Origin of the sequence: Penaeicola halotolerans, from assembly GCF_016464625.1 — a bacterium.
GTDB lineage: Bacteria > Bacteroidota > Bacteroidia > Cytophagales > Cyclobacteriaceae > Penaeicola > Penaeicola halotolerans.
In genome coordinates this window covers 400043-425086 of sequence record NZ_JAEAGO010000001.1, presented here as the reverse complement: position 1 = coordinate 425086, position 25044 = coordinate 400043, and the positions used below count along the sequence as shown (strand labels likewise).

22 protein-coding genes are annotated in these 25044 nt (G+C 40.4%); 3 read left to right on the top strand and 19 right to left on the bottom strand.

All coding sequences use genetic code 11. The features are described from left to right. Nucleotides 1-7: 7 nt before the first annotated feature. The 18 genes from I5349_RS01910 to I5349_RS01825 all read right to left on the bottom strand — a co-directional run bounded on the left by I5349_RS01910 (nucleotide 8) and on the right by I5349_RS01825 (nucleotide 20588). Nucleotides 8-1201: a glycosyltransferase gene (locus I5349_RS01910; protein ID WP_226389035.1), complete on the bottom strand. Its 1194-nt coding sequence runs from the start codon at nucleotides 1199-1201 to the stop codon at nucleotides 8-10. After that, the gene (locus I5349_RS01905) at nucleotides 1198-2325 is read right to left on the bottom strand and encodes a glycosyltransferase (protein ID WP_226389034.1); all 1128 of its coding nucleotides are present in this window, start codon (nucleotides 2323-2325) and stop codon (nucleotides 1198-1200) included. The genes I5349_RS01910 and I5349_RS01905 overlap by 4 nt, the downstream gene beginning before the upstream one ends. Then, nucleotides 2312-3388 (bottom strand): glycosyltransferase, encoded by a 1077-nt coding sequence (locus I5349_RS01900; RefSeq protein WP_226389033.1) that lies wholly within the window; start codon nucleotides 3386-3388, stop codon nucleotides 2312-2314. The genes I5349_RS01905 and I5349_RS01900 overlap by 14 nt, the downstream gene beginning before the upstream one ends. After that, nucleotides 3388-4515 (bottom strand): glycosyltransferase family 4 protein, encoded by a 1128-nt coding sequence (locus tag I5349_RS01895; RefSeq protein WP_226389032.1) that lies wholly within the window; start codon nucleotides 4513-4515, stop codon nucleotides 3388-3390. The genes I5349_RS01900 and I5349_RS01895 overlap by 1 nt, the downstream gene beginning before the upstream one ends. After that, a complete protein-coding gene (locus I5349_RS01890) occupies nucleotides 4512-5417 on the bottom strand; it encodes a hypothetical protein (RefSeq protein ID WP_226389031.1) in 906 nt (301 codons plus the stop codon). Before I5349_RS01890 ends, I5349_RS01895 begins: the two co-directional genes overlap by 4 nt. Nucleotides 5418-5420: 3 nt before the next feature. Continuing rightward, nucleotides 5421-7193 (bottom strand): ABC transporter ATP-binding protein, encoded by a 1773-nt coding sequence (locus I5349_RS01885; RefSeq protein ID WP_226389030.1) that lies wholly within the window; start codon nucleotides 7191-7193, stop codon nucleotides 5421-5423. Further along, nucleotides 7186-8073 carry a hypothetical protein gene (locus I5349_RS01880; RefSeq protein ID WP_226389029.1) on the bottom strand — a complete coding sequence of 296 codons (888 nt, stop codon included), beginning with the start codon at nucleotides 8071-8073 and terminating at the stop codon, nucleotides 7186-7188. The genes I5349_RS01885 and I5349_RS01880 overlap by 8 nt, the downstream gene beginning before the upstream one ends. 50 nt (nucleotides 8074-8123) lie before the next feature. After that, nucleotides 8124-9560: an MBOAT family O-acyltransferase gene (locus I5349_RS01875; protein ID WP_226389028.1), complete on the bottom strand. Its 1437-nt coding sequence runs from the start codon at nucleotides 9558-9560 to the stop codon at nucleotides 8124-8126. Further along, complete coding sequence (locus tag I5349_RS01870) at nucleotides 9550-10368, bottom strand: hypothetical protein (RefSeq protein WP_226389027.1); 819 nt, start codon at nucleotides 10366-10368, stop codon at nucleotides 9550-9552. Before I5349_RS01870 ends, I5349_RS01875 begins: the two co-directional genes overlap by 11 nt. Next, the gene (locus tag I5349_RS01865) at nucleotides 10368-11801 is read right to left on the bottom strand and encodes an MBOAT family O-acyltransferase (protein ID WP_226389026.1); all 1434 of its coding nucleotides are present in this window, start codon (nucleotides 11799-11801) and stop codon (nucleotides 10368-10370) included. The genes I5349_RS01870 and I5349_RS01865 overlap by 1 nt, the downstream gene beginning before the upstream one ends. A 4-nt stretch (nucleotides 11802-11805) precedes the next feature. Continuing rightward, complete coding sequence (gene pseI, locus I5349_RS01860) at nucleotides 11806-12834, bottom strand: pseudaminic acid synthase (RefSeq protein ID WP_226389025.1); 1029 nt, start codon at nucleotides 12832-12834, stop codon at nucleotides 11806-11808. Beyond that, a complete protein-coding gene (locus tag I5349_RS01855) occupies nucleotides 12806-13390 on the bottom strand; it encodes a GNAT family N-acetyltransferase (RefSeq protein WP_226389024.1) in 585 nt (194 codons plus the stop codon). The genes pseI and I5349_RS01855 overlap by 29 nt, the downstream gene beginning before the upstream one ends. Before the next feature lies 1 nt (nucleotide 13391). After that, entirely contained in the window at nucleotides 13392-13949 is a 558-nt protein-coding gene (locus tag I5349_RS01850; protein ID WP_226389023.1) for a GNAT family N-acetyltransferase, read from the bottom strand. Further along, nucleotides 13924-14619 carry a pseudaminic acid cytidylyltransferase gene (pseF, locus tag I5349_RS01845; RefSeq protein ID WP_226389022.1) on the bottom strand — a complete coding sequence of 232 codons (696 nt, stop codon included), beginning with the start codon at nucleotides 14617-14619 and terminating at the stop codon, nucleotides 13924-13926. The genes I5349_RS01850 and pseF overlap by 26 nt, the downstream gene beginning before the upstream one ends. 42 nt (nucleotides 14620-14661) lie before the next feature. After that, the gene (locus I5349_RS01840) at nucleotides 14662-15969 is read right to left on the bottom strand and encodes an aminotransferase class I/II-fold pyridoxal phosphate-dependent enzyme (RefSeq protein ID WP_226389021.1); all 1308 of its coding nucleotides are present in this window, start codon (nucleotides 15967-15969) and stop codon (nucleotides 14662-14664) included. 51 nt (nucleotides 15970-16020) lie between these two features. Then, complete coding sequence (locus tag I5349_RS01835; protein WP_226389020.1) at nucleotides 16021-16401, bottom strand: GxxExxY protein; 381 nt, start codon at nucleotides 16399-16401, stop codon at nucleotides 16021-16023. Nucleotides 16402-16422: 21 nt separating this feature from the next. After that, entirely contained in the window at nucleotides 16423-17433 is a 1011-nt protein-coding gene (gene pseB / locus I5349_RS01830) for a UDP-N-acetylglucosamine 4,6-dehydratase (inverting) (protein ID WP_226389019.1), read from the bottom strand. 989 nt (nucleotides 17434-18422) lie between these two features. After that, complete coding sequence (locus I5349_RS01825; protein ID WP_226389018.1) at nucleotides 18423-20588, bottom strand: glutamine synthetase III family protein; 2166 nt, start codon at nucleotides 20586-20588, stop codon at nucleotides 18423-18425. A 268-nt stretch (nucleotides 20589-20856) separates the two neighbouring features. Here I5349_RS01825 and mtaB point away from each other — a divergent pair, with 268 nt between their 5' ends. The 3 genes from mtaB (at nucleotide 20857) to I5349_RS01810 (ending at nucleotide 23664) form a co-directional block, all read left to right on the top strand. Then, nucleotides 20857-22176 carry a tRNA (N(6)-L-threonylcarbamoyladenosine(37)-C(2))-methylthiotransferase MtaB gene (mtaB, locus tag I5349_RS01820; RefSeq protein WP_226389017.1) on the top strand — a complete coding sequence of 440 codons (1320 nt, stop codon included), beginning with the start codon at nucleotides 20857-20859 and terminating at the stop codon, nucleotides 22174-22176. A gap of 103 nt (nucleotides 22177-22279) precedes the next feature. Beyond that, entirely contained in the window at nucleotides 22280-23290 is a 1011-nt protein-coding gene (locus I5349_RS01815; RefSeq protein WP_226389016.1) for a J domain-containing protein, read from the top strand. Nucleotides 23291-23301: 11 nt separating this feature from the next. Further along, nucleotides 23302-23664, top strand: coding sequence for a toxin-antitoxin system YwqK family antitoxin (locus tag I5349_RS01810; RefSeq protein ID WP_226389015.1), 363 nt, complete (start codon nucleotides 23302-23304; stop codon nucleotides 23662-23664). Nucleotides 23665-23716: 52 nt separating this feature from the next. Here the strand turns inward: I5349_RS01810 and I5349_RS01805 are convergent, their stop codons facing one another. Beyond that, nucleotides 23717-24961 (bottom strand): ABC transporter permease, encoded by a 1245-nt coding sequence (locus I5349_RS01805; protein ID WP_226389014.1) that lies wholly within the window; start codon nucleotides 24959-24961, stop codon nucleotides 23717-23719. Nucleotides 24962-25044: the final 83 nt, after the last annotated feature.

Below are 25044 nucleotides of genomic sequence, written 5' to 3'. Positions count from 1 at the left end.
TATATAATTAATTTAAAGCCTTTAAATAGGCGTTGATACTTGCTGCTAAACTAAAGACTGGTGCAGCCTTTTGACTGATCCTCATTCTCTCAGCAGCCGATAATTTTATATTTTGTACAAATGTAATGACATGCTCAATCCTATCAGTTTGCTTGTGATTAAATAGGTGGACTTGATCAAAGTCTTTTAATAATACTTCCGTATCTCCTATCCCATTAGAAGCTATGGTTGGCAAACCCAAGAGGAGATACTCCCCAAGTTTGATAGGCGCTACCCCTATCATGCTCGGCTTAGGGTCTCTGATGGCAAAAGCGATGTCTGCGGCTGATAGGTAATCAGGAACTGCATCTGGCGCTACCGTCATTACTTGGGTGATGGCTTGTAAATCAGCAGAGAGTCTAGACAAGGCATAATCTTGCTGGGCAGTTAAGATTAGCCAAGCACAGGCTTGTTTTTTTTGAGTAGCTTGGACGATTTGCACCATCTCTTCCCAGCCGTATTGAGGCCCTAGTGAACCTACATAAATAAATAGTAAAGTATCAGCACTGATCCCTAAATCCTTTCTGATCATCACTCTTGCTGACTCACTGTAATGAAAGACATTGGTATCTCTGCCATTGCTGACTACGAAGCATTTGGTTTTGATCCCCTCACCTAAAATCGCTGCATGATGCTCAATCGCCTTCTGAGAGCGGGTCAGTACCTTATCTGTCAGTTGGATGACTTGCCCTTCTTTGCGCTTGAGGAATCGGTATTGTCTGCTCTGAGGGGATAAGCCTGCAAAGTCTAGTCGCTCCTCTAGGGGCAGTCCATCAGCATCAAAGATCAATTGGATATCCTGTTTTTTAATTAGCCTTCGCAGTCTCCATGTGATGAGTCCTGGCAAAGTACTGCGGGGCATGAGGTGGGTGATGTCCCCAGCTTGCAGCATGTGCTTTAAAGTCCGCTCCATTAGCCACAGACTGTAAAGCGTTCCGATGATCGAAAATTGTCGCTTGATCTGAATAGGTACATACCCTATCCCCTCTTTAGCCAAATCTGCTTGTAATCTTTGTACTACATGCTTATTTGCCCAAGAAGCATGCAGCACTTTGATCTTATAGCCATGAGGCTGTAATCCTCTTAAAATCGGCAGGAATAGGCCTTGTATGTATTGGAGGCTGGCACCGTCCCAAGCGACAAATAGTAGGGTATGATTCAAATACTTACTCCTTTCTGAGCCACCAAATCCTCATATAACTCAGCCACCTCTCGGACATAGCGCTCTGCGCTGTAGTCCTGCTTGGCTCGGATGCGTCCCTGCTGACCCATGTGTTGGCGCAGGCTGGGGTTATCGATTAATTTTGCTAGGGCAGATGCCAAAGCAGGAGGATCTAATAGAGGCACGAGCAATCCTGTGTGCCCATCTACTATGATCTCTTTGAGTCCTCCTACTGCAGTGGCTACCACAGGGAGTCCATGGCACATAGCTTCTGCTGCTACTAGGCCAAAGCCCTCTCGACTAGAGGCTATGCAAAAAATATCCATCAAGCAATAAAAGGGAGCTGTATCTGTATGAAATCCTGCCCAAATTAATTGATCAGCCACCCCCAAATCGTGGGCATGTTGCTGGATTAATTCTTTGTCCACCCCTTCCCCCACAATCAATAATTTGAGTTGAGAATTATCCAAGATGGCTAATGCAGAAATGATATCCGTAAAGCGCTTGTGAGGATTTCTTAATCTCCCTACGCTGCCTATGATACAATCAGTCGCTTCGATCCCGAATTGCTTTTTCCATTGGTTGATTTCTTGATCAGCTACTTTTCTGGGACTTTCTATCCCATTTGATATAGTCACCACTTTCTTGGTGGGTATTCCTGCCCTGAGCTTTAAATAATTGGCTACATCTGGTGATATGGCTACCATGCGGTCTGCGGCTAGGGCTAAAATTTGTAATAAGTAATCCGCTTTTCTAGACCTGTTTTGGGGGTCAGAGGTTTCTTCTCCAATGATGATCGGCACACGTGAAAGCGTCCCACTGATCAAGGCCATGGAAACACCTTCAAAGACTGCTCCATGGATGATGTGTGGCTGAAAGCCTCGAATCACCTTTCGGACAGCCTGTATCCTAGCCCAATGCAGGGGATGTTTGACTTTACCGATTAAGTGTACTTTGATACCTTGAGCTTTGATCTCTTCTACTAGAGGTCCAATGGCTTGGGTACCTATGAGCATCAATTCGAAACGCTCTTTGTCTAGGTATTTGGCCAAAGAAAGCCTCCTGCGTTCAACCCCACCCGACTTGATGGTCTCGATGACATGGAGTACTCTAATCTTTCCCAAGGCTATAAATCTGCTTTAGAGTTTTCATGTGGTTTTCTAAGCTGAATTGTGCTTTGACCTTCTCATGACCTGCTTTGCCAATGGCTTCCAAATGCTCTAGGGGTAAACTTAAGATTTCCAATAATTTCAATTCTAATGCTTTCTCATCATCGCTGGGTATAAGAAATCCATTTACACCATCTTGTATGATCTCAGGCGCTGCCCCTACAGCAGTCGCTAATACAGGAACTTCTGCATACATGGCCTCTACCAATGCATTGGAAAAGCCCTCTGTAAAGGAAGTGAGAACAAATAAATTTGACTTTCTAAGGAAGACTAGTGGCTGTTCCTGAAAGCCAATAAAATTTACTTGCTCTTTGATGTTTAATTCATCCACTAATGCCTCTAATGCATTTCGCTGGGGACCTTCACCAATTACGGTATATCGGATATTTTTCTGGACTATTTGTTTATGAATACTCGCCATACCTTTAATGAAAAATGGAATATTTTTGATAGGATCCAATCTAGAAACCGATATGATCTCAAAGTGATTTGGAGATAAGGATCTTGGTGGTAAATCAGGAAATAATAAGGGATTGGCTACTTGCTTTATCTTATCTGATGGAAGATTATAATTTGTTTTCAGGAAGTTGACTACGGGCTGTGCATTACCTATGACAACATTAGACAGTTTGTAAATTATAGAAATAATAAGTTTGGCTATCTTCCCCTGTTGAGGCACACCTATCTCCTCAGCAACCCTAACTGGGACGCTAGCCCATGTAGCTGCTAAGATTCCATGAAAGTTTGCCTCCGCTCCAGAGGTATGCACAACATCTGGCTTCAAGTGCAAAAAAAGTATTTTAAGGGCTTTGATTGTTTGCCATGAAGGAATTCGATGAGGTAAATTTAATATCTTAACTACTTTATTTTGAGCAATAATCAATTTTGCAGCCTCTCCTCCCTTACCAATCGCGATAAAAATAATTTCAACCTCCGTTCCTTGATAATGAGAAAGATTGACTAGTCTTCGCTCAATACCTCCAAAGTCTAAAAAATTGGTAAGTCTAATGACTTTCATTATATCTGATATAAATTGTTCAAAGACCTTGAGTAATTATCAAAAGAATATTTTTTAGAAACAAACTTACGGGCAGCAACACCCATCTCTATTATATTAATCTTATTCATACTCAAAAGACTAATCATATCACAAAATTCGTTGATATCTTGATTATCAATAACAAAACCTGTTTCTCTATTTATAATAGACTCAGCTACACCGCCAACATTAAAGGCTACAACTGGCAATCCTACCATTCCGGCTTCTTGAATAGAGACACATTGATTTTCCTCTCTACCATCTGTATCTCTAACCCCTGGATATATTAAAATATCAGAATTACTTAACTCTTCAATTAGTTCAGCTCTATTTAGTTTACCTGTTGTTCTGATATTATTGGGATACGTTATCACTAAATCATCAATTATAGGTTGTAGGGGTCCATTGCCAACAATAGTCAAGACAAACTCAAAATCATATTTAGTCAAAATAGTAGATAAAATTTTATCAAATAAATGAATTCCTTTGAGCTCAATAAATCTACCAACGAAAATTAATTTTAACTTACTTGAAGGGTTTGGAATTCTAAATTTAAATTGATCATCTCTAATTCCAACCGGTATAATTTTAATTTTATTATCTGAAAATCCTAATCTTAATAATTTTTGTTTTGAATAATTTGTGACTACAACATTAATATCTCCATATTTAACTAGATCTTCATAATAAGATTTATCATATTTAGGAGATGTAAAATCTAACCCATGAAAATGAGTAATAAGCTTTGCTGTAACTAAACCACTCTTTTTTAATTCTGCAAAAAGCAGCCCATTATTACCAAAATGGCAATGAATTATATCAAAATCATTCTTCAAAGAAAAGGCTAAGTTAGGAAGTGATAGATTATAATAATTTCTTGATAACTTTAATTTATATAAAATTTTTAAATTTATTTTTTTTATAAAAAAAATAAATCTTTTAAAAAAAGATTTATAAACTCCTGAAAATATATAATCATGATAATCTCCGTTAGTTGAATGTCCTAAACATGTTATAATATATTTATTTTTTATTAAATATAAATGATCCTTTACAAACGTTTCGTAAGATCCCTTAAAAGAATTATTTACTAGTAATAATTTCAAAATTTTATTATTTTTTTAAAATAATATTTAATAGTAGTTGTAATTAAAATAAATTTGATCTTCTTATTTGATATTTTTGAATTATATCCCATAAAATTTCTTGCATACACGACAATCTCTTTCCTATTTTCTTTATTAAGCTTATTTCCTATTAATTCTTTTAATAGATCGACATGGATGATCTTTCTATTTTCTCTTTCATTATACTCAGTCAAAGTATCAGGCATAGTATGATTTGGCTCCTCTCCGATGAGTGAAAAAGGCACTCCCAAGTCTAAAGTATAAAAGGTATGAGATCCTATTTGATTTGATAAGGCATATTTGTGATTAGTTAAAATTTGATAAAAATTATCAATAAACTCTGTATTGTACATGTGCCCAGCTGTAACACATGTAAAGCCATTGTCTATAAAAGGTAAATGACGATCCTTTAAGATATCCATGTAATACAAACAAATAGTTACAGGTTTAAACTCATCAGGAAGGCTCTTAAGCTTTTCTATGATCTCATAAGGATCATAAGATGCATCTATATCTGTAGATGAATGGACCAAGAAAAATACAGACCCTTTATTTTCTTCCCCCTCATATTTTATTTTGTTTCGTTTCTTATACAGTAAGAAGGGGTGTTTGATGACATAGCATGGTTTATTACTTAATTTATCCCATTGTTCTTTATAGGACTCAGAAAACACTAACATAGCTAGGTGTGAATTTGTATACTCGCGAGGATGTGGTTTATCCCACATATAAATACCATGATGTGCATTAATTCTTAGAGGAAAGAAGGAGGGGATTTTGGCAAATCTTCTAAGTTCCTTTCCAAAGCCATAGCGTTCTATATCTATTTGCGCAATGGATTTGTCATATTTTTTGCAAAAATCCTTTAAGCTATCAGACATAGGCTATATAAATTCTTTTTTAAAGTCTTCAAAGTATTCAGATCTTGCAGCAACTTCTTGATATGTTCCAACATCTCTAATTTGCCCATTATCCAACATCACTAAAAAATCAGCCGCTTGTATACTAGAGAAACGATGTGCGATGATCAAGATGGTGTACTTTCCTTTTAAGGCTTGGACATTGGCTTGTATGGCTTTCTCAGTTTCTATGTCTAAGGCAGAAGTTGCCTCGTCCATGATTAATATATCAATGTCTTTATAGAGTTCTCTGGCTATGGATATGCGCTGTCTCTGTCCACCTGACAGATTGATACCTCCATTACCTAACATAGTCTCTTCTTTGTCCTCTAAGTCATCATAAAAATCAATAATAGAAGCTTCTGACAATACTTTTTCAAATCTAGCTAAGTTATCAGTTGTCTTTTCTGCCCAAAGCGTCACATTATTGAATAGCGTATCATTGAAGATGACAGATTCTTGGGTGATATAACCAATTCTATCTTGATAGGCTGATTTGTCTAAGGTTTCGAAAGGAATTTCATCTATACTGATACTTCCTTTGGTAGGTGGAATGAGTCCTGCAATCAAATTGATCAGAGTAGTCTTACCCGCACCAGACTTGCCAATAAAGGCGTAAGTGTGATTTTTCAACAAAGTCAGCACAACATTATTCAACACCTTTTTATCCCCTAAGTTTACAGAGACATAATCTAAGGTTATTTTAGTATTTAAATATTTGATTTTTACTGCACCATTAGACTTTTTCCCTTCGTTCAGTTCTAATAAAAAGGCCTTTATATTTTCAAGAGAGCCATGAACACTTAAAAATATATTCCAACTATTCTGAACTGCCATCAGATAAGTCAAAGACCTATAGAAAAACAAAAGTGAAAGAATGATCACCCCAATATTTTCCTCCAAATAATATACTTGGACAAAAATCAATGATATAATAATCAAAATAGAAACTGGTTCCCTAACAGCCTGAATGATAGAACTGTATAAACCAATCTTCTTATTCAAGCCCTCTACTTTATCTATGTTCCACTCCAGTCTATGAGTGATCTTATTTAAGGTATTGGTTGCACTGAGGTATTTGAAAAAAGTAACATTTTGCATTAAAAGTCCTTGATAGCTATTAGACATCTTTGTTATCTCTCTAGATACTTGTTTAGTCTTTGTAAAAAGTCTTCTATAAAATAGGTTTGAGATAACCCCAAGCACAATCACTAAAATTGAAAAACCTGGATTTGCAAATAGTGCTAAACTTGCGTAAATCAAGATCATGGTCAAAGTCTGAAGGGATTGCATGTATGAGCGATAGGCAACTACTACACGCTCTGTTTCGCCACTGAGTGTATTTTGAATGCGACCAGCATCATTTTGGATAAAGGCTAAAAAAGATAGATTTTTCAACCCATCAATTCCTGCCAATCTGATATGTCTGATATAATACTGCTGTGTCAACACTCTCTGATAAGTTTCAATGAATTTGAATACCCCTTTCATTGAAAAAAAGAATAAAATAATCAACAGGGTATTGAATAAATTAATCTCAATATGTAAAAAAGCAAAAAAATCAAGCAATACCGCCATATTACCCAGCTCTGCTGGATCCACGGACCTTTCTCCACCAATCATCTCTAATAATGGAAGAAACATAGCAAGCCCTAGACCATCTAAAAAACCAACAACTATACTCAGGAGTAGCGTAATCACTAACCTCCATTTTAAAAATGAATAGAAATATTTAAAATCTTTAAAATATTTAGTCATGATTTTTAATTAAATCAACTATTTCTTTTGAAAATATATTTGCTCCTGTTTTGTTTAAGTGGGTAGAATTATAAAAATATTTCTTTTTATAAATAAAACTTTGACTTTGAAAATCAAAGTTTTTTACTGTGTGCATCGTTGATAATTGATCATAGAACGAATTAAACTGACTAAAATCAGTAATCTCATCTAACTGATGATATCTTGGAAACTTAATAAATACAAGATCAATTTCATTAGTATTACAATACCTTACAAATCTTGTGAAATCATTCATAATATATTTTGAAAATTTTATGGGTGGTCCATTAGGATTCTGTTCCAAATATTTTGTAAACTCAATCTCATTCCATTTATTTTCTCTTGGTAAATATCCTTTTTTATAACTACCCCATATTCCATTATCATTGAAAATGGAAATAAATCCATTTAAAAATTCTCTAGACCTACCTTTGTATTTCATCAAAGGAATAAAATTCAACCACTGATAATCTTTATCATAAGCACTTAGCTTTTCTTTTACTGCTCTTTTATCAAGGTAGGGTATAAATTGAGGAGCGAAGAAACTTTCTGTACTATCCATAGTAGCATAATCCACTACTTGTATAATCATCTTGGGCCTTTGATTATACTTTAAGTACTCTTTTAGCTTGAAATATTGAAAGTCAAATCGATGACCATTCATTGCAAGGTTATAAGTAGGCATTCCTAAACCTTCCTCAATAATAGTTGGATCTATCTGAACAAATGCTGTAGACGAACCCATGATCAAGACTTCTGCGTTGATCTCACCTGCGTAAAGCTTGTTCCAGTCTCCCCATTCTAAAGCTGTAGTCCTTCTTAAACCGTAATCCGCTACAGCTTGTAAGAGATGTAGCATGAAAAAGATAATTAAGCTTCCGAAAAGTAAGTTTCTTAAAAACAGCTTCATCAAAATTGGAAATAAATAAAGCCAACAGGCTTACTATAAAATAAGATCATACACATAATAAGAAAGATATAATAAACTCCTCTTACGATAATAGACTGTTGAACCCAAGAAAATAAAGTATCATTTCTATTGATCCATTCTAAAACCATCCAGACAGGTAGCATAAATCCTAGAAATAGAATGCTTCTGCCTAAGTTGATTTGTGATAGGTATACAGTACCTTCGAACAACCCTCCCAAATACCCCCAAGCGGCACTGACATTTTCTGCTCGGAAGAATACCCAAGCAATGCAAGTCAAGGCAAAGGTGAGGCTGAGTTGGAAGAGTTCTTTGAGATTAGGTAAGTACTTTCCCTCTGCTACCGTGTCTAGGTTGTTTCTATTCTTGCCTCTTAGTAGTAAGGGTAGGAAATAGATAGCATTGAGTGCCCCCCAAACGATGAATGTCCAGTTGGCCCCATGCCAAAAGCCACTGACGATAAAGATCACAAAGGTATTGAAGATCGCGCGGCCTTTGCTCACCCGACTCCCTCCTAGCGGGATATACACATAGTCTCTAAACCAAGTGGACAAGGAGATGTGCCAGCGCCTCCAAAACTCGGCAATATCCCGAGAGAAATAAGGCGTGCGGAAGTTGACCATCAAGTCAAAGCCAAAAAGTTTGGCTGTACCGATGGCAATGTCACTATAGCCTGAGAAGTCTCCATATATCTGAAAGGCAAATAATACTGCGCCTAGGATCAGTTCTAGACTAGAGGCTGTTTGATAGTTGTCAAAGATCTGGTTGACATAAATGGCACAGTTGTCTGCGATCACTACCTTTTTAAAGAGTCCCCAAAGGATGAGGCGCATGCCAGCGGCTCCCTGTTCGTAGCTGAAGCGATGCTTCACTGCAAACTGTGGAAGAAGGTTGACTGCCCGCTCTATCGGTCCTGCTACGAGCTGTGGAAAAAAGCTCACATAGGCAAAGAAGGCGATGGGATCTTTAGTAGGTGCTAGTTGTCCTCTGTACACATCAATGCTATAGCTCATCGTCTGGAAAGTGTAGAAACTGATGCCTACTGGCAGGATGACATTGAGCGTAAAGGGGTCTGCATGAATACCCAACTGCGATAGTCCCTCTGCTAGAGAAGTCATGAAGAAGTTGAAGTATTTAAAAAGGCCTAATAGTCCTAAGTTGACCCCAAGGCTGAGCCAAAGGAAAGCTTTTTTGGTCTTGAGCGTAGTGGTACTCGCAATGCGGATACCCGCCCAGTAATCCACTACCGAAGAAAAGACGATGAGCCCTAGGAAGCGCCAGTCCCACCAGCCATAGAAGATATAGCTGATGACCAAAAGGAAGACATTGCGCGCTTGAATGCTTCTGTTGAAGATAAACCAATAGGCTAGAAAGACTAAAGGTAAGAAGATCGCAAATTCTAGGGAATTAAAGATCATTTGATTTCAGTTTCAAATAGATCTTCTTAGCTCCATTTTCATTCAAATGATCCTGATCCGTAAAATCTGACTCTTGTAAATTTTCCCTCGAAAAATCAATGATTTTCACTCCTTCAATATCTGGATAAGTGAAATTTTTATTTATTATCTCAAGGTATTGTTTATAAATGGGCATTTTGAGTAAGTATGTTTTGACACCTTGATTTTGAAGCAAATTGATCATGCTTTCATAGTTTTCTCTAGCGGATTCACTATAAGAAAAATCTCCGAATTGCTGCTTTAATCTACGAACACTTTTCGCAGAGTCAAATTGATAATCTTGCTGTTTATAATCACTCAACCATCGATAAACCGATAACATAGACTCAAAAGACACCACCTTATCATTACTCAGCAGCGGAAGGTAATGCCAAGCATTCATCTTTAGATCGTTCATATCATCCGTCAGATCATTGTTATTGCTTTGCTCTTTTACTGCCGTAAAATTATTCGCATCAAACTGGATAAATACCGTGTCTTCAGAAGATAAAATACCTTGATCTAAAAGATAGCCAAGCTTTGATGAAATATCCTTGCTGTTATCAGAGGGATGAGCAAAATTTAGATACTTTGGATTATCAATCGCATTCATGAAGTCCCAAACATGGGAGTCTCCAAAGAAAAAATAATACGATCTCTCACTAGGTTTTACCTTAAGTAAGGTGTTGAAGTACTGTTTTCTTGGATACTCTAAAGTATAAAAAACAATAAAGTTTACTATCAATAGACCAATCATAGTACTCAAAACGTAGAGAATAAATCTTTTCATCAGAATTGGAAATAGATAAACTCTAAATTTTGACCTGAAGGTCCCATTGTCAATACTGCAAGGAGTAGCACAAAATCAAAAGCCCTTCTGAGCAATCCCCTTTGATTTTGAAAAGGGATGTTACATACTCTAGTAATCCATTCTAAAACTATCCAAGCTCCAATCATGAGCATCACAAAGTGGAAATTTCTATTAACTAAAGTCAAAGTGAAATCATTTTGAAACATCCCTCCCAAATACCCCCAAGCGGCACTGACATTTTCTGCGCGGAAGAATACCCATGCGATACAGGTCAAGGCAAAGGTAAGGCTGAGTTGCAAGAATTCTTTCAGGTTGGGTAAGTACCTACCCTCTGCTACTGTGTCTAGGTTATTTCTATTCTTGCCTCTTAGCAGTAAGGGTAGGAAATAAAGGGCATTGAGTGCCCCCCAAACGATAAATGTCCAGTTGGCACCATGCCAAAAGCCACTGACGATAAAGATCACAAAGGTATTGAAGATCGCACGGCCTTTGCTCACCCGACTCCCTCCTAGCGGGATATACACATAGTCTCTAAACCAAGTGGACAGGGAGATGTGCCAGCGCCTCCAAAACTCGGCAATGTCCCGAGAGAAATAAGGTGTGCGGAAGTTGACCATCAAGTCAAAGCCAAAAAGTTTGGCTGTACCGATGGCAATGTCACTATAGCCTGAGAAGTCTCCATATATCTGAAATGCGAATAACACAGCACCCAGGATCAGTTCTAAGCTAGAGGCTGTTTGGTAGTTGTCAAAAATCTGGTTGACATAGATAGCACAGTTGTCTGCGATCACTACCTTTTTAAAGAGTCCCCAAAGGATGAGGCGCATGCCAGCGGCTCCCTGTTCGTAGCTGAAGCGATGCTTGACTGCAAACTGTGGGAGCAAGTTGACCGCCCGCTCAATCGGTCCAGCTACCAGCTGTGGGAAGAAGCTCACATAGGCAAAGAAAGCAATAGGATCTTTGGTAGGTGTGAGTTGCCCTCTGTACACATCGATGCTATAGCTCATGGTCTGAAAAGTGTAGAAACTGATGCCTACTGGCAGGATGACATTGAGCGTAAAGGGGTCTGCATGGATACCTAGCTGCGATAGTCCCTCTGCTAGAGAAGTCATGAAGAAGTTAAAATATTTAAAAAGGCCTAATAGTCCTAAGTTGACCCCAAGGCTGAGCCAAAGGAAAGCTTTTTTGGTCTTGAGCGTAGTGGTACTCGCAATGCGGATACCCGCCCAGTAATCCACTACCGAAGAAAAGGCGATGAGCCCTAGGAAGCGCCAGTCCCACCAGCCATAGAAGATATAGCTGATGACCAAAAGGAAGACATTGCGCGCTTGGATACTTCTGTTGAAGATAAACCAATAGGCTAGAAAGACTAAAGGTAAGAAGATCGCAAATTCTAGGGAATTAAAGATCAATATCTTATTGTTTTAAAAACCGCTCTCCTCTTTCCATATCTCGACTGGCTACAGAGCCGATCACTTCGTGGTAGTGCTTAGGGTGCATGCCAAAACCAGGGCGGATACTTTTGATATGTGCTTCGGTAATGGTCTCCCCCGCTTTGATGTCTTTGACCACGTAGAGCGATCTGCTAAAGTCTTTGCCTTTGCGCTGTTTATCTGTCAAGGTGTAATCTACCACGCCTACTGCTTTCTCTGCTTCTCTGACTGCTCGAACCATTTGGGTAAACTCAGCTTCATCCATCGAAAATGAAGCATCTGGACCTCCTATAGTTCTATCAAGGATGAAATGCTTTTCGATGATCTTGGCGCCAAGGGCTGTGGCCACTATCGGTACTGTACTGCCCATAGTGTGGTCTGATAGTCCTGAGATGACTCCAAAGCGTTCTGTAAAGTCTTTGATCATCGCCATATTGGCTTCTTCTATCGGGGCTGGATAGCTTGAAGTACACTTGAGTAAGGCTATGTCATGATTTCCCATGCGCTTGCAAGCATCTAATGCCAACGCTATGTCTGCTAACTCTGCTATGCCTGTAGAGATGATGATGGGCTTGCCCTTTGCCGCTACGTATTCGATCAAAGGTATGTCTGTAATCTCAAAAGAGGCTATCTTGTAGGCTGGGGCATCTAAACTTTCTAGAAAATCCACCGCAGTAGGATCAAATGGAGAAGAAAAGCAGATTAAGCCTTGCTTTTTGGCCTCCTCAAATAAAGCAGGATGCCAGTCCCAAGGGGTATAGGCTTCTTGGTAAAGCTGGTACAGGTTTTTGCCTTCCCAGATAGTCCCTTTGATCTGAAAATCCTCTTTGTCAGAATCTAGGGTGATGGTATCTGCTGTATAGGTCTGTAGCTTGATGGCATCAGCCCCAGCTCTTTTGGCTGCTCTGATGGTCTCTAAGGCAGTCTCCAGACTGCCATTGTGATTGGCAGAGAGTTCTGCTATGATAAATACGGGAGCGTCCTTAGCTATTATTTTTGTACCAATCTTCATATCTCGCAGCAGCTATTTCTTCTGGTGTAAAGTATTTAGGATTGAAGCATCCTACTAAAATCCTATCTTCGTTTTTGCCATTATTCCAATAATGGCCTTTAAGTACTCCTTCTACCACCCATCCTGAACGGATAAATGCTTTAATCGAAGCTATATTACTGGCGTAAATCCCCCCAAAGAGTTTTCTGATATCATAGTGTTCGAATGCCAATTTATTACCCAACACTATCGCCTCAGACCCAATTCCTTTTCCCAGACCTGTCTTATCTCCTATGAGTACTGGGATGTCAGAAATTTTGTGGGCAAGGTTAATAGGACCTACTTTAGTCGTTCCAATGATCTGACCTGTTTCTTTTGACTTAATAAAATAAGTAAAAGCCGTTCCTGAATTGATACCAGCTTCAATCGATCCAAGTAATTCTTCTCTTGTAATTTTTTTCTTGGAGTTGGTGTAGTATCTCATTAAATCTTCGTTGTCAAACCAAGACATGATCCTGTCTGTCAATAATTCTTCAGAAAAAGGGATCATTTCTAATCTTTCAGATTCTATTTTCATCTCAAAAAGGGTTGGTTTTGGCATGGATAATCACATCTATGAATTTCCCATTAAACAAGTAATGTTCTTTAAAGTGTGCCTCTTTTTGGTAGTTAAGGGATTCGAATATAGCATAAAGATGAGGTCTTAAATCAAAGGCATAGGTGTATATCTTGTGTAAGTTAAGGTCTCTAAATGCTATATCTTCCAAAAGGCTCATATAGCTTAGCCAATAATGATTGAAATGCTCATTTTCTAAATGAGTATCCATGATAAAGGATATCTCAGCATTTCTATCTATCCAATTGATATGGACTAGTCCACCATAGCCGATGCACTTGCCTTCCTCTAGAAATGAAAAGAGTAATTGACTGGGTTGCTCTTGGTCAAAAAGTTTGGCGACTACTTGCTCAAAGTAAGTATCTTGATCTGCAGGAGTGAGCGGCTTGACTTGTCTGAGGTGGTAGAGCTGTTCATTGCGCCACTGCATGATCTGGTAGCGATCCTCCATGCGGATGGGTACTAGGGCATACTTGCCTTGTTCAAAGGTCTGCTTATGTAAGGCTTTGTAAGTAGGCATATTTAAATTCTGCTAGCTTCCAATCGCTATGGTTGTCAATGTCTTGCACTTCTATCTCAGGCAACTCTAATCCAAAGGTATTATCTGTCAATAGCTTACCTGACTGTAGTAGTTGCTCAGTCTTGAACCAATACCATTGCCCCGCGTCATGATAAGCAGTGGGAAGATCTTGGGATCTTTTGTTGAGATTTTCTGGCCACATCATGGCTAATTTCTGATTCTCTAGTTTAAGGGCTCTAGTAATCGGAAAGCTGAACTTAGTGACTGGAAAGACCGTGTCTGCGCTTTTATCTACTAGGAGTCGATGCCCTTCTATTAGTCTACTCCCCTTAATTAAAGGTGCTGTGGCATAGATGCAACAGGCTAGGTCAAAGTGTTGCCCTAAGGCTGCATATTGCTGTAATACTTCTTTGAGTACATCTGCTGTAGTGGCGAAGTCATTGGCATTGGCTTCGCTCCTTAAGAAAGGTACTTTGGCTCCACACAGAAGTGCTACTTCTGCGATCTCTGCGTCATCAGTAGAGACCATGACTTCATCAAATAGGCCACTGTCCAGTGCTACTTTTATGCTATAGGCAATGATAGGCTTTCCTAAAAAGTCTTTGATATTCTTTCTGGGGATGCGTTTGCTCCCGCCTCTGGCGGGTATGATGCACAAATTTCTATTCACTGATGATTGGCGGTTGGCTATTGGCGGTTGGCTGTTGATGAATTATGATTTATAAAAGTCCTTAATCTTTTCAATCACAAAAGCCTGTTCTTCCTCAGTGAGTGTTGGATACATCGGTAAGCTGATGCAGTATTGGTAATATGTCTCTGCCTGTGGCATGTCTCCTTCTTTCCAGCCGAATGCTCTATAGTAAGGCATCAAGTGCGTGGGGATATAATGTATCTGTGCAAAAATATTGTGTTCGCGAAGGTAATTGTATAATCCCAATCTGTCGGCTACTTCTAGTACATAGAGGTGGTAAGCGTGGCCGTTGGTGGTTGGCTGTTGGCGATTGGCGGTTGGCGATTGGCGGTTGGCTGTTGGCGGTTGGCTGTTGGCTATTGGCTGTTCGCTGTTGGCCGCTTCGTAGTTTCGGTCAGTGATCTGGGGGATATTTTTAAAAGCTTCGTAATATGTACTTGCGATGGCTCTTCTTTTTTGAATCCCCTCTTCTGCTCGTTTGAGTTGGCTGATACCTAGTGCTGCTTGAAAGTCAGTGAGTCGGTAGTTGAATCCGAGTGTCTGCATTTCCATGTACCAGGCTGGATATTGGCGGTTAGCTGTTGGCGGTTGGCGGTTAGCTGTTGGCGATTGGCCGCTGGCCCAAGCGGGATCATTGGTAAAGCGATCTGTCTCTCTGGTGATACCATGTGTGCGTAGCATGAGGAGTTTTTCGTAGAGGGCTGGGTCATTGGTTGTGATCATCCCACCTTCTCCGCTGGCTATGTGTTTGACAGGATGAAAGGAGAAGATGGCGAGGTCTGCAAATTGGCCATTGCCACAGTGTTGTGACTGTCCTTTACTATCTACGAAATAGCCACCAGGAGCATGACAAGCATCTTCGATGATCCATAGACCATATTCATCTGCTAATTTTCTGAAGGCTTCTAGATCTACTGCTCTTCCCGCAAAGTCCACTGGGATAATCCCTTGGTAAGTTCCTTTGGGAGCACTTTCGAGTAGTTGTCGCACCTGCTTGATATCTAATAAATAAGTATCAGGATCAATGTCTGCAAAAACTACCTCTCCTCCACAGTAGCGGACACAGTTGGCTGAAGCTGCAAAAGTGATGGGTGAAGTGATCACTTTATGTCCTTCTTTGACACCTAAGGCTAGGCAATTGAGGTGGAGTGCTGCAGTGCCATTTGCCACGGCTACAGCATATCTTGCCCCTACATACTGAGCGAAAGCTTCTTCAAATGCTTTGATCTGAGGACCTTGCGTGAGGTAGTCAGACTGAAGGGCAGAGACCACTGCTTGGATGTCCTCCTCGGTGATGTGCTGCTTGCCGTAAGGGATTATTTTGTTCATTGGTTTATCCACAAATTGACTCAAATGTTAGATCACAAATTGACACTGATATTATAAAATAACTCTTTTGTATTGAAGCTTAGTAGTCCCAAAATTTAATAATAAACCAACATGATGACCTGTTGCTTTAAGATAATTTAAAACCTGAGCAGTATGCTCAGTATGTAAACCATCTGTTGCTTTCACTTCTACTATCAATTCATCATAGCAAATGAAATCAGCATAATATCGCTTATTTAAAGTAGATCCTTTGTAGTTAATCACTAATGGCTTTTCCTTCTCAAATGGTACTCGGCTTTCTGAAAACTCAATCATTAAAGCCTCTTGATAAACTGCTTCCAAAAATCCATTACCTAATTCTGAATGCACTTTCATCGCACAACCTATTACTTGGTAACATTCCTCTTTGAGCAAAAAATCATTAGTGTCCATTTGCGTAAAAATTTGTGTGGATTAGTGGACGAAGCTAGGGTCTACGTGTTGTTTGATAAGTTTTCTAAGGCTATCTACAGTTTCCCACGCTGTATTTTCTCCAGAATTGTATTTGAAACCTACAGGTACTTTCGTTGCTTTAAAATGGGCAATGTATTCCGCTAACTTCCATTTGTGGGTAGCTGGGAGGATAGTGTAATATTTACCTAGGTCATAAGTATAATAAGAGTCAGACTCCGTGATCATCTCTTCATGAATCTTCTCTCCAGGACGAATGCCTACTACTGGTTTAGTACACTCTGGACCAATGGCTTCTGCCACATCTGTGATCTTATATGAAGGTATCTTAGGAATAAAGATCTCTCCCCCCCAAGCATGTTCTAAGGCATGCATCACCATGTCTACGCCTCCCTGTAAGGAGATATTGAAACGCGTCATGGTAGGGTCTGTGATAGGTAAAATTCCTGTTTGCTTTTTATTTAAAAAGAAGGGAATGACAGAACCATTAGAGCCCATGACATTTCCATACCTGACTACCGAAAATTTGATAGGATTCCAACCAGTGATGTTATTGGCTGCTATGAATAGCTTGTCGGAGGCTAGTTTAGTCGCTCCGTAAAGGTTTATAGGCGCACAGGCTTTGTCTGTTGAGAGAGCTACGACACGCTCTACATTGGTGTCTAAGCAAGCATCTATGACATTTTGGGCTCCATGGATGTTAGTCTTCACACATTCATCAGGATTGTATTCTGCCAAATGTACATGCTTCATCGCTGCTGCATGAATGACGTAATCTACATTTTTGAAAGCTCTTTTGAGTCTTTCTCTATCCCTGACATCTCCAATAAAAAACCTGATCTTGGGATATTGATCACTTGGGTATTCGAGTGCCATCTGAAACTGCTTTTGTTCATCCCTTGAAAAAATGATGAGTTTCTTGATCTCTGGGTGTTTGCTCAATATATGTGCAGTAAGTGCCTTTCCCAGAGAGCCAGTTCCCCCAGTGATGAGGATGGTTTTATCTTTATACATGGTTAATGGTTGTATGAGTATTATTTGGTCGGTGATAAGGTGGTTGTTTTAATAATATCGCTTCCTGCCAGCAGGGCTGTATCGTTAGTAGCATCATCATAGAGACGACTTACAGGGCGTCTCCATTGTTAGCGTCTTATTTTTTAGATAAAAGAACTATGCGGTAATGCACAGCTTCGCCCGGTCAGTCACATATTGTGACCTACGGGCTCTCCTATCCAAATTCATAATTAAGCATTCACTGCCTCAGAAGCAATACTGTGGAGTGGGTATTTTATGAAAGCTTTGAGATGGATAGGGATGATGCGTTTGTGTGGACCAGTTATCGCGACTTCTCTGTACCGCCCTACCCTTTTGCACAAAGGAAAATGTGTTTTTGGTGTATTGGGAGCCGATATTGGTTCAGTGGTTTGCACGAGTTGATCACATCAAAAGTGAGTAACAAATTTACTCGAATCTTGAGAGTATCAAAATTTTAATAAATTATTTATTGCTTGTCTCTAGCCCTCTTTTGCAAAGAGAGTTTTTGAGGTTGACGTTTTTAACGTCCTTCATCCTTCGAGATACAGGTCATCTCTACGGGAGGTAAACCATCCCCACTAGAGGCAGGCCGTCCCTAAGGGAGGTAAACCATCCCTTTGGGAGGTAAATGCGAAGGCTTGTCCCGAAGCAATCTAGTTTGTCCGTAATCATCTTTCTGGATGGCTTCGCTTATGGCTCGCCATGACGATACTCAGACAGGATGCTGTTAAAGGAATTCCCTTCCCTACAGGAGGTAGGCCGTCCCCATGGGAGGTAAACCATACCTAGGGTAGGCAGGTATGACCCAATCTGGTCAAAAGAGACGCCCTGATAGGTCGTCTCTACGAAGGTGGTACAGACAAAAGACGATTGTTTGTAAAAAGAGACGCGATGAATCGCGTCTCTACGATCATTTGTGGTCATAAAAAAACCCGCAACGAGGCGGGTTTTATGATTTTCAAATTGAATTACTTCAAGAATAGCATCTCTCTGTATTTTACTAGTGGCCAGTACTCATCATCTACGAGGAGTTCTAGCTTATCTACAGAATATCGGATCTTTTCAAAATACTTATCCTTGACATCTTTGAAGTAGCCCTTAGCACGCTTCACACTGTCTTGCTCCAAGTTGAGCTTTCTACGGGCAGCGACCATCGCATCTACATTGACCTTGATCTGATCGATGTGCTTGCTGATCTCTTGGATCGTCTCGATCACTGATTTAGCATCAAGGCCTAGTCCTTTGAGTCCATTGGCATTTTCGATGAGCTTATTTTGATAGGCTACTGCTGTAGGGATGATATGGTTGAGCGCTAGGTCTCCCATCACCCTAGATTCGATCTGTACCTTGAGGATATAGTTTTCGAGCATGATCTCATGTCTGGCTTCTACCTCAATATGGTTGAGCACTTTATGCTTATCAAATAGCTCTAGTATGCGCTTATCTGTGTAGATATCCAGCGCATCAGGGGTATTTTTACGGTTGCTAAGCCCTCTCTTTGCTGCCTCTTTTTCCCACTCCTCTGAGTAGCCATCTCCTTCAAAACGGATGTTTTTAGAGTCTTTGATGTATTTTCTGAGCACATTGACGATCGCTAGTTTACGCTCAGTACCTTTTTTCACTTCAGCATTGACTGCCTTGTTAAACTCTTGTAGTACATCTGCCACGATCAAGTTGAGGGCGGTCATCGGACCAGCTGAGTTGGCATGAGAACCTACCGCTCTAAATTCAAACTTATTTCCTGTAAAGGCAAACGGAGAAGTTCTGTTACGGTCAGTGTTGTCTAGGATGATCTCTGGGATCTTGCTGATACCAAGCTTCATGTACATGTTATCACCCTTCTCTACTTTCACATTACCATTTTTCTCTAGCTCATCTAATACTGCGCTGAGGGTAGATCCGATAAAGGTAGAAATGATTGCTGGAGGGGCTTCATTGGCTCCCAGACGGAAGTCATTACCCGCAGAAGCGATGCTGGCTCTCAAAAGGTCTGCATAGTCATGTACTGCTTTGATCGTACAGACAAAGAAAGTTAGGAACTGTAAATTTTCTTTAGCACTGCTGCTTGGCTGGAATAGGTTCACCCCAGTATCTGTGATCAGCGACCAGTTGTTGTGCTTACCGCTACCATTGAGTCCTGAGAATGGCTTCTCATGGAATAAGACTTTTAAATTATGCTTTTCGGCTACTTTATCCATCACATCCATCAAGAGCAGGTTGTGGTCTGTGGCCTTATTGATTTCTTCGAAGAGTGGAGCTACTTCAAACTGTCCAGGTGCTACCTCATTGTGACGCGTAGACACTGGTATACCAAGTTTGAGACACTCTACTTCAAACTCTTTCATAAAATCCTTCACGCGGGAAGGGATAGAACCGAAGTAGTGGTCTTCTAATTGCTGTCCTCTGGCTGGATTGTGCCCAAATACTGTACGACCACCCATGACCAAATCAGGTCTAGCGGCATAGAGGGCACGGTCGATGACAAAGTACTCTTGCTCGATACCCAAAGAAGCTGTAACGCGCTTCACATTGCGGTCAAAGTTATTTTTGATGACTTCAGTGGCTGCTTTATCTACCGCATCTAGTGCTTTGAGCAAAGGAGTCTTGAAGTCTAGTGCCTCACCTGTGAAGGATACAAACACTGTAGGAATACATAAGGTGGAGTCAAAAATGAAAATAGGCGAAGTAGGATCCCAAGCCGTATAGCCTCTTGCCTCAAATGTAGAGCGGATACCGCCATTTGGAAAAGAAGAAGCATCTGGCTCTTGCTGTACAAGGGCTGTTCCTTTGAACTTCTCTATACCTGCATGTGCATCAAAAAATGAATCATGTTTCTCTGCAGTAGAACCTGTCAATGGCTGAAACCAGTGCGTGTAGTGTGTGCAACCTTTAGAAATGGCCCAAGTCTTGACCGCAGCAGCTACCTCATCCGCAGTAGAGGCATCTATCTTCCCTCCTGTTTCGATCGCTTGACTGACTTTCTTAAATACTGAAGGAGCCAAAGACTCTTTCATCTGCTCTAAGCCGAAACAGCTTGTACCATAATAATCGGAGATCTTATTGGCTGGTGGGACTACGGGTACTCTTGTTCTGGACTGTACGAGTTCTAGTGCTTTGTGTCTGATACTTGCCATGTTTTTTGAGTTTGGTTAAAATTTATACCCAAAATTAAAAATATTTTATCACTTTCAAGAAAATCAGCTTAAAAATCAGACCTACTCTAAGATATTTTTCAACAAATTAGTCAAAAGTGCCTTCATTTTAAATCCAAGCTGTTTTGAAAATCCAAACCCATCATACCATAGAAGATTTGGAAAAATGATATTTGATCCGCTTGCGTGAAATTATTCACTAACTTTGTGAGTTAAGACAGAGTATTATCATCAAAGACCGCTTTTGCACGTGAAAAAAGTAGCATTTTATACCTTAGGCTGTAAGCTCAACTACTCAGAGACTTCTACGATCAGTAGGATGTTTGAGGACAAGGGCTACCAAAAAGTCAATTTCGAGGAGGAAGCTGATATCTATATCATCAATACCTGCTCGGTGACTGAAAATGCAGATAAGAAGTGTAAAAAGATCGTCAAAGAAGCCAAAAAGCTTTCTCCTGACTCCTACGTGACTATCATAGGCTGTTACGCACAGCTAAAGCCTGAGGAGATCTCTACCATCCCAGGTGTAGATGCGGTATTGGGTGCTGCTGAAAAATTTAGGCTCATTGAGCTATTGGATGGCTTTGTCAAGGAAAAACAGCCTAAAATTTTAGCCTCTGAGATCAAAGAAGCCACTAATTTCAATAATGCCTACTCAATCCATGACCGTACCCGTACTTTCTTAAAGGTACAGGATGGCTGCAACTATGGCTGTGCCTTCTGTACCATCCCACTGGCACGGGGCAAAAGCCGCAGTGATAGTATCGCTAATATCTTGGATGCTGCGAGAGAGATCGCTCAAACAGATGTCAAAGAAGTAGTACTTACTGGAGTCAATATCGGAGACTTTGGTATCCAAGATGGTCGTAGGGTAGAGAAATTTGTAGACCTGATCCAAGCATTGGATGAGGTAGAGGGCATCAACCGCTTTAGAATCTCTTCTATAGAACCCAACCTTTTGACCAATGAGGCCATTGAATTTGTGGCGCAGTCGAAGCGTTTTGTACCGCACTTTCATATACCCCTTCAATCAGGAAGCAATAAGATCCTTCGCAGTATGGGCAGAAGGTATCTGAGAGAACTTTATGTAGACCGTGTCACCAAGATCAAAACCCTCATGCCGCACTGTTGTATCGGAGTGGATGTGATCGTGGGATTCCCTGGAGAGACGGATGAAGACTTCCTCGATACGTATAATTTCCTCAATGAGCTAGACATCTCTTACCTCCACGTCTTCACTTATTCTGAGCGTGCCAATACACGTGCTGCAGAGATGGAGGAGGTAGTGCCTATGAAAAAACGTAACGAGCGTTCTAAAATGCTCCGCATCTTATCTGAGAAAAAGCGCAGGAAGTTCTACACGGAAAACTTGGGCAATACCTACACGGTGCTTTTTGAAGAAGATATAGAAGATGGACAAATGCATGGTTTCACAGAAAACTACATCCGCGTAGCAGCCAAGTATGATCCTCTACTTGTGAATGAAACCAAAGAAGTGACCCTCGTCCAAATCAATGAAAAGGGTAATGTGGAAGTTTCCGAACCCGAACTCGTCTACGAGAAACATTAAGATACCTAAAAGCTCCCAAAAGGAGCTTTTATTTTGACCATCGCTATGGCTTTTGCGGATATCTAGTATATTTGATAGCAACCAAATAGCTGATAGAGATCTTATGGAGGAGCAATATTTAAAAATACTGGCTATCGATCAAGCCAGCTCCTTGGATCAACTCAAACGTGCCTATCGTGAGCAGGCCAAGCGTCTTCACCCTGATCGCAATGCCAGCGCCAATGCTCAGTCAGAATTTATCCTACTTACAGAAGCTTACGAATATTTCAAAAATAAGCTAGAAGCTCCTCAAGAGAAAGCTTATCAGACTTACGAGACCCCTCAAGAAAAGGCAGCACGCCTACAATATGAAGCGAGACAAAAAGCAAGAGCCTATGCTAAGATGAGGTATGAGGAGTTTGTACAATCAGAGTATTTCAGCATCTATCAGTCGCTCAAAATGCTGGTTGACTTTACAGGCTTTTTGTTAGCTTGTCTCTTCTTGACTTTTATCTGCTTCTTACTGATCAAAGCTGGTGGAATATTAGCCCCTATTCCAGTGATCCTTTTATTAGCTTTGACTTTTCCTAAATGGCGACCACTTTTTCGGATCCTTGTTTACTATGATATAGCTGATCTTTGGAGAGCGATTTGGTGTATCCTTCAAGTACGGCTATTTCAGGGTATTTTAATGAGTGTAGTCAATTTGATCTTAGTCCTGACGATCGTTTTCAACACACTTTTACCTACATGGCTATTTGCTTTGGTTTATGCTATGATTTTAGTCTCTGTAGGGGGCTATTTCATTAAAAAAGTGCCTCAATTCAAATTCTCACAGTATCTTCTGACCACTTCAATTATCATAGGACTATTTCATGGTCTTTTGATGATCAATTATTGGACTAGTCAAGATCCGATCAAGGAAACTTATGGTTTTACTTATCACTATGAAAGATCGAGTACTGGCCGTAAGCCTACTTCCTTTCTAATCTTTGAAAATGATGCCTATGGTGCCTACCCTGCCCTACGTATCTTCCCCTCGGTGGAAGAAACTTATGGACATCAGCAAGTCACACTTCAGATCGAAACGGGTATATTTGGCATCCAAGTTTTAAAAGGCTACGAATTCATTTGAATAAAAACAGCATGACACAAAAAATCACTTCACATACTGCTACTTACACTAATGGCCAGACTTCCGAAGAAGGTCAATACCTTCAAGGTCAAAAGACTGGCTTATGGACTTATTATTTCCAAAATGGTCGTATCAAAGCTACAGGTCACTATCTCAATGACAAGAAACAAGGCGAATGGAAGTGGTACACTGCCAAAGGCAAGCGCAAACAAATCGGCTTCTATGATCAAGACCATAAAGTAGGAGAATGGCAGCGCTTTCATCCAACGGGGGTACTTCGAGAAGAGGGATACTATGAGTATGACCGCAGGATCGGTCGCTGGAGGACTTATGCGCCTCAGGGTTTGATGGACAGCGAGAAACACTATGAATAGCAAAAGCCAGCTCGAAAACTGGCTTTTGTCTTATATACTCATTTCTTATGCACTACTCAAATCTCAGGGCATCTATCGGATCTAGCTTAGAGGCCTTGTATGCAGGGTAGAATCCTGAAGACAAACCTACTACGGCACAAATGATAAAGGCTACCATGATCCAGAACCAAGGGATGATAAAGCCTCCACTTCCGATAAAGCTGGCGACCACATTGCCTATCAAAATTCCTAAAAAGGCTCCTAAGATCCCACCTAGCTGGCAGATCACAATCGCTTCTATCAAAAACTGCTGTCTAATTCTGAGTGGAGTAGCACCAAGGGCTTTTCTCACTCCGATCTCTCTGGTACGCTCTGTCACCGAGACCATCATGATATTCATCAGTCCTACCGCGGCTCCTAGCAAAGTGATAAATCCAATACCAAAACCGCCAATACGCAGATAGCCTGTCACTTCTTCTAAACTATCACTGAGTGATTGACTTTTGCTTACCTCAAAAGAATTTTCTTGAATGACTTCATCTCCTCTTACCTTGCGCATCAGGCCTGTAGCCTCTCCCATTTCTCGCTCCATGACCGCTGGGTTTTCTCCTGCTACAGTGATGATATAGCGCAAGCCACCACTTCTAGCGAGAGTATTGGCATTGATCAGTGGGATGATGATAGCGCGATCTGGCGCATTGTCTCCACCGAGGCCTCCTTGGGCTTCTAAGACGCCCACTATTGTATATTTCCTTCCAAAAAAGGCAATCTGCTGCCCTAATGGATCTTCATTTTCATTGAAAAGTGCTTTGACCAACTCTGTTCCTACGATGGCCACATTGGCACCATATTGTGTTTCTACGTTAGAGAAGTTTCTTCCCTTTTCGATGATAGAGCCTTTGATTCTAAAATAGTTTTCATCTCCTCCAGTAACACGGATGTTAGGATTTGTCTTTTTAGAGCCACGCTTCACCTCTGTAGCAAAGGACACTGAAGCAAAAATGGTTACATTGGCAGGCTCATCATAAATTTCCTTAAAGCGTGTAGCTTCTTTGTAGTCTATAGGCGGATAAACTTTCTCCTCTACGCCTCCTACATTGCTACGTCTGCCGGAGAAGCCTTTGGATCGAATGTCAAAATTATTCGCACCTAAGCTAGATAGACTGTTTTCGATCTGATACTTGATCCCATCGATCGCAGTGAGCATTCCTACCAGAGAGGTAATCCCTATGGCGATGATTAAACCTGTCAGTACTGTTCTGAGAAGATTTGCTTTGATAGAGCGTAAGCCCTCTTTGATGTTTTCTACTAGATTCATAAATGAAAAAATATTTCCCTAATGTAAATAAAAATTATGGTTGATCGCGATCTTTTATGCAAGATAGCTGATTTTTATACGAT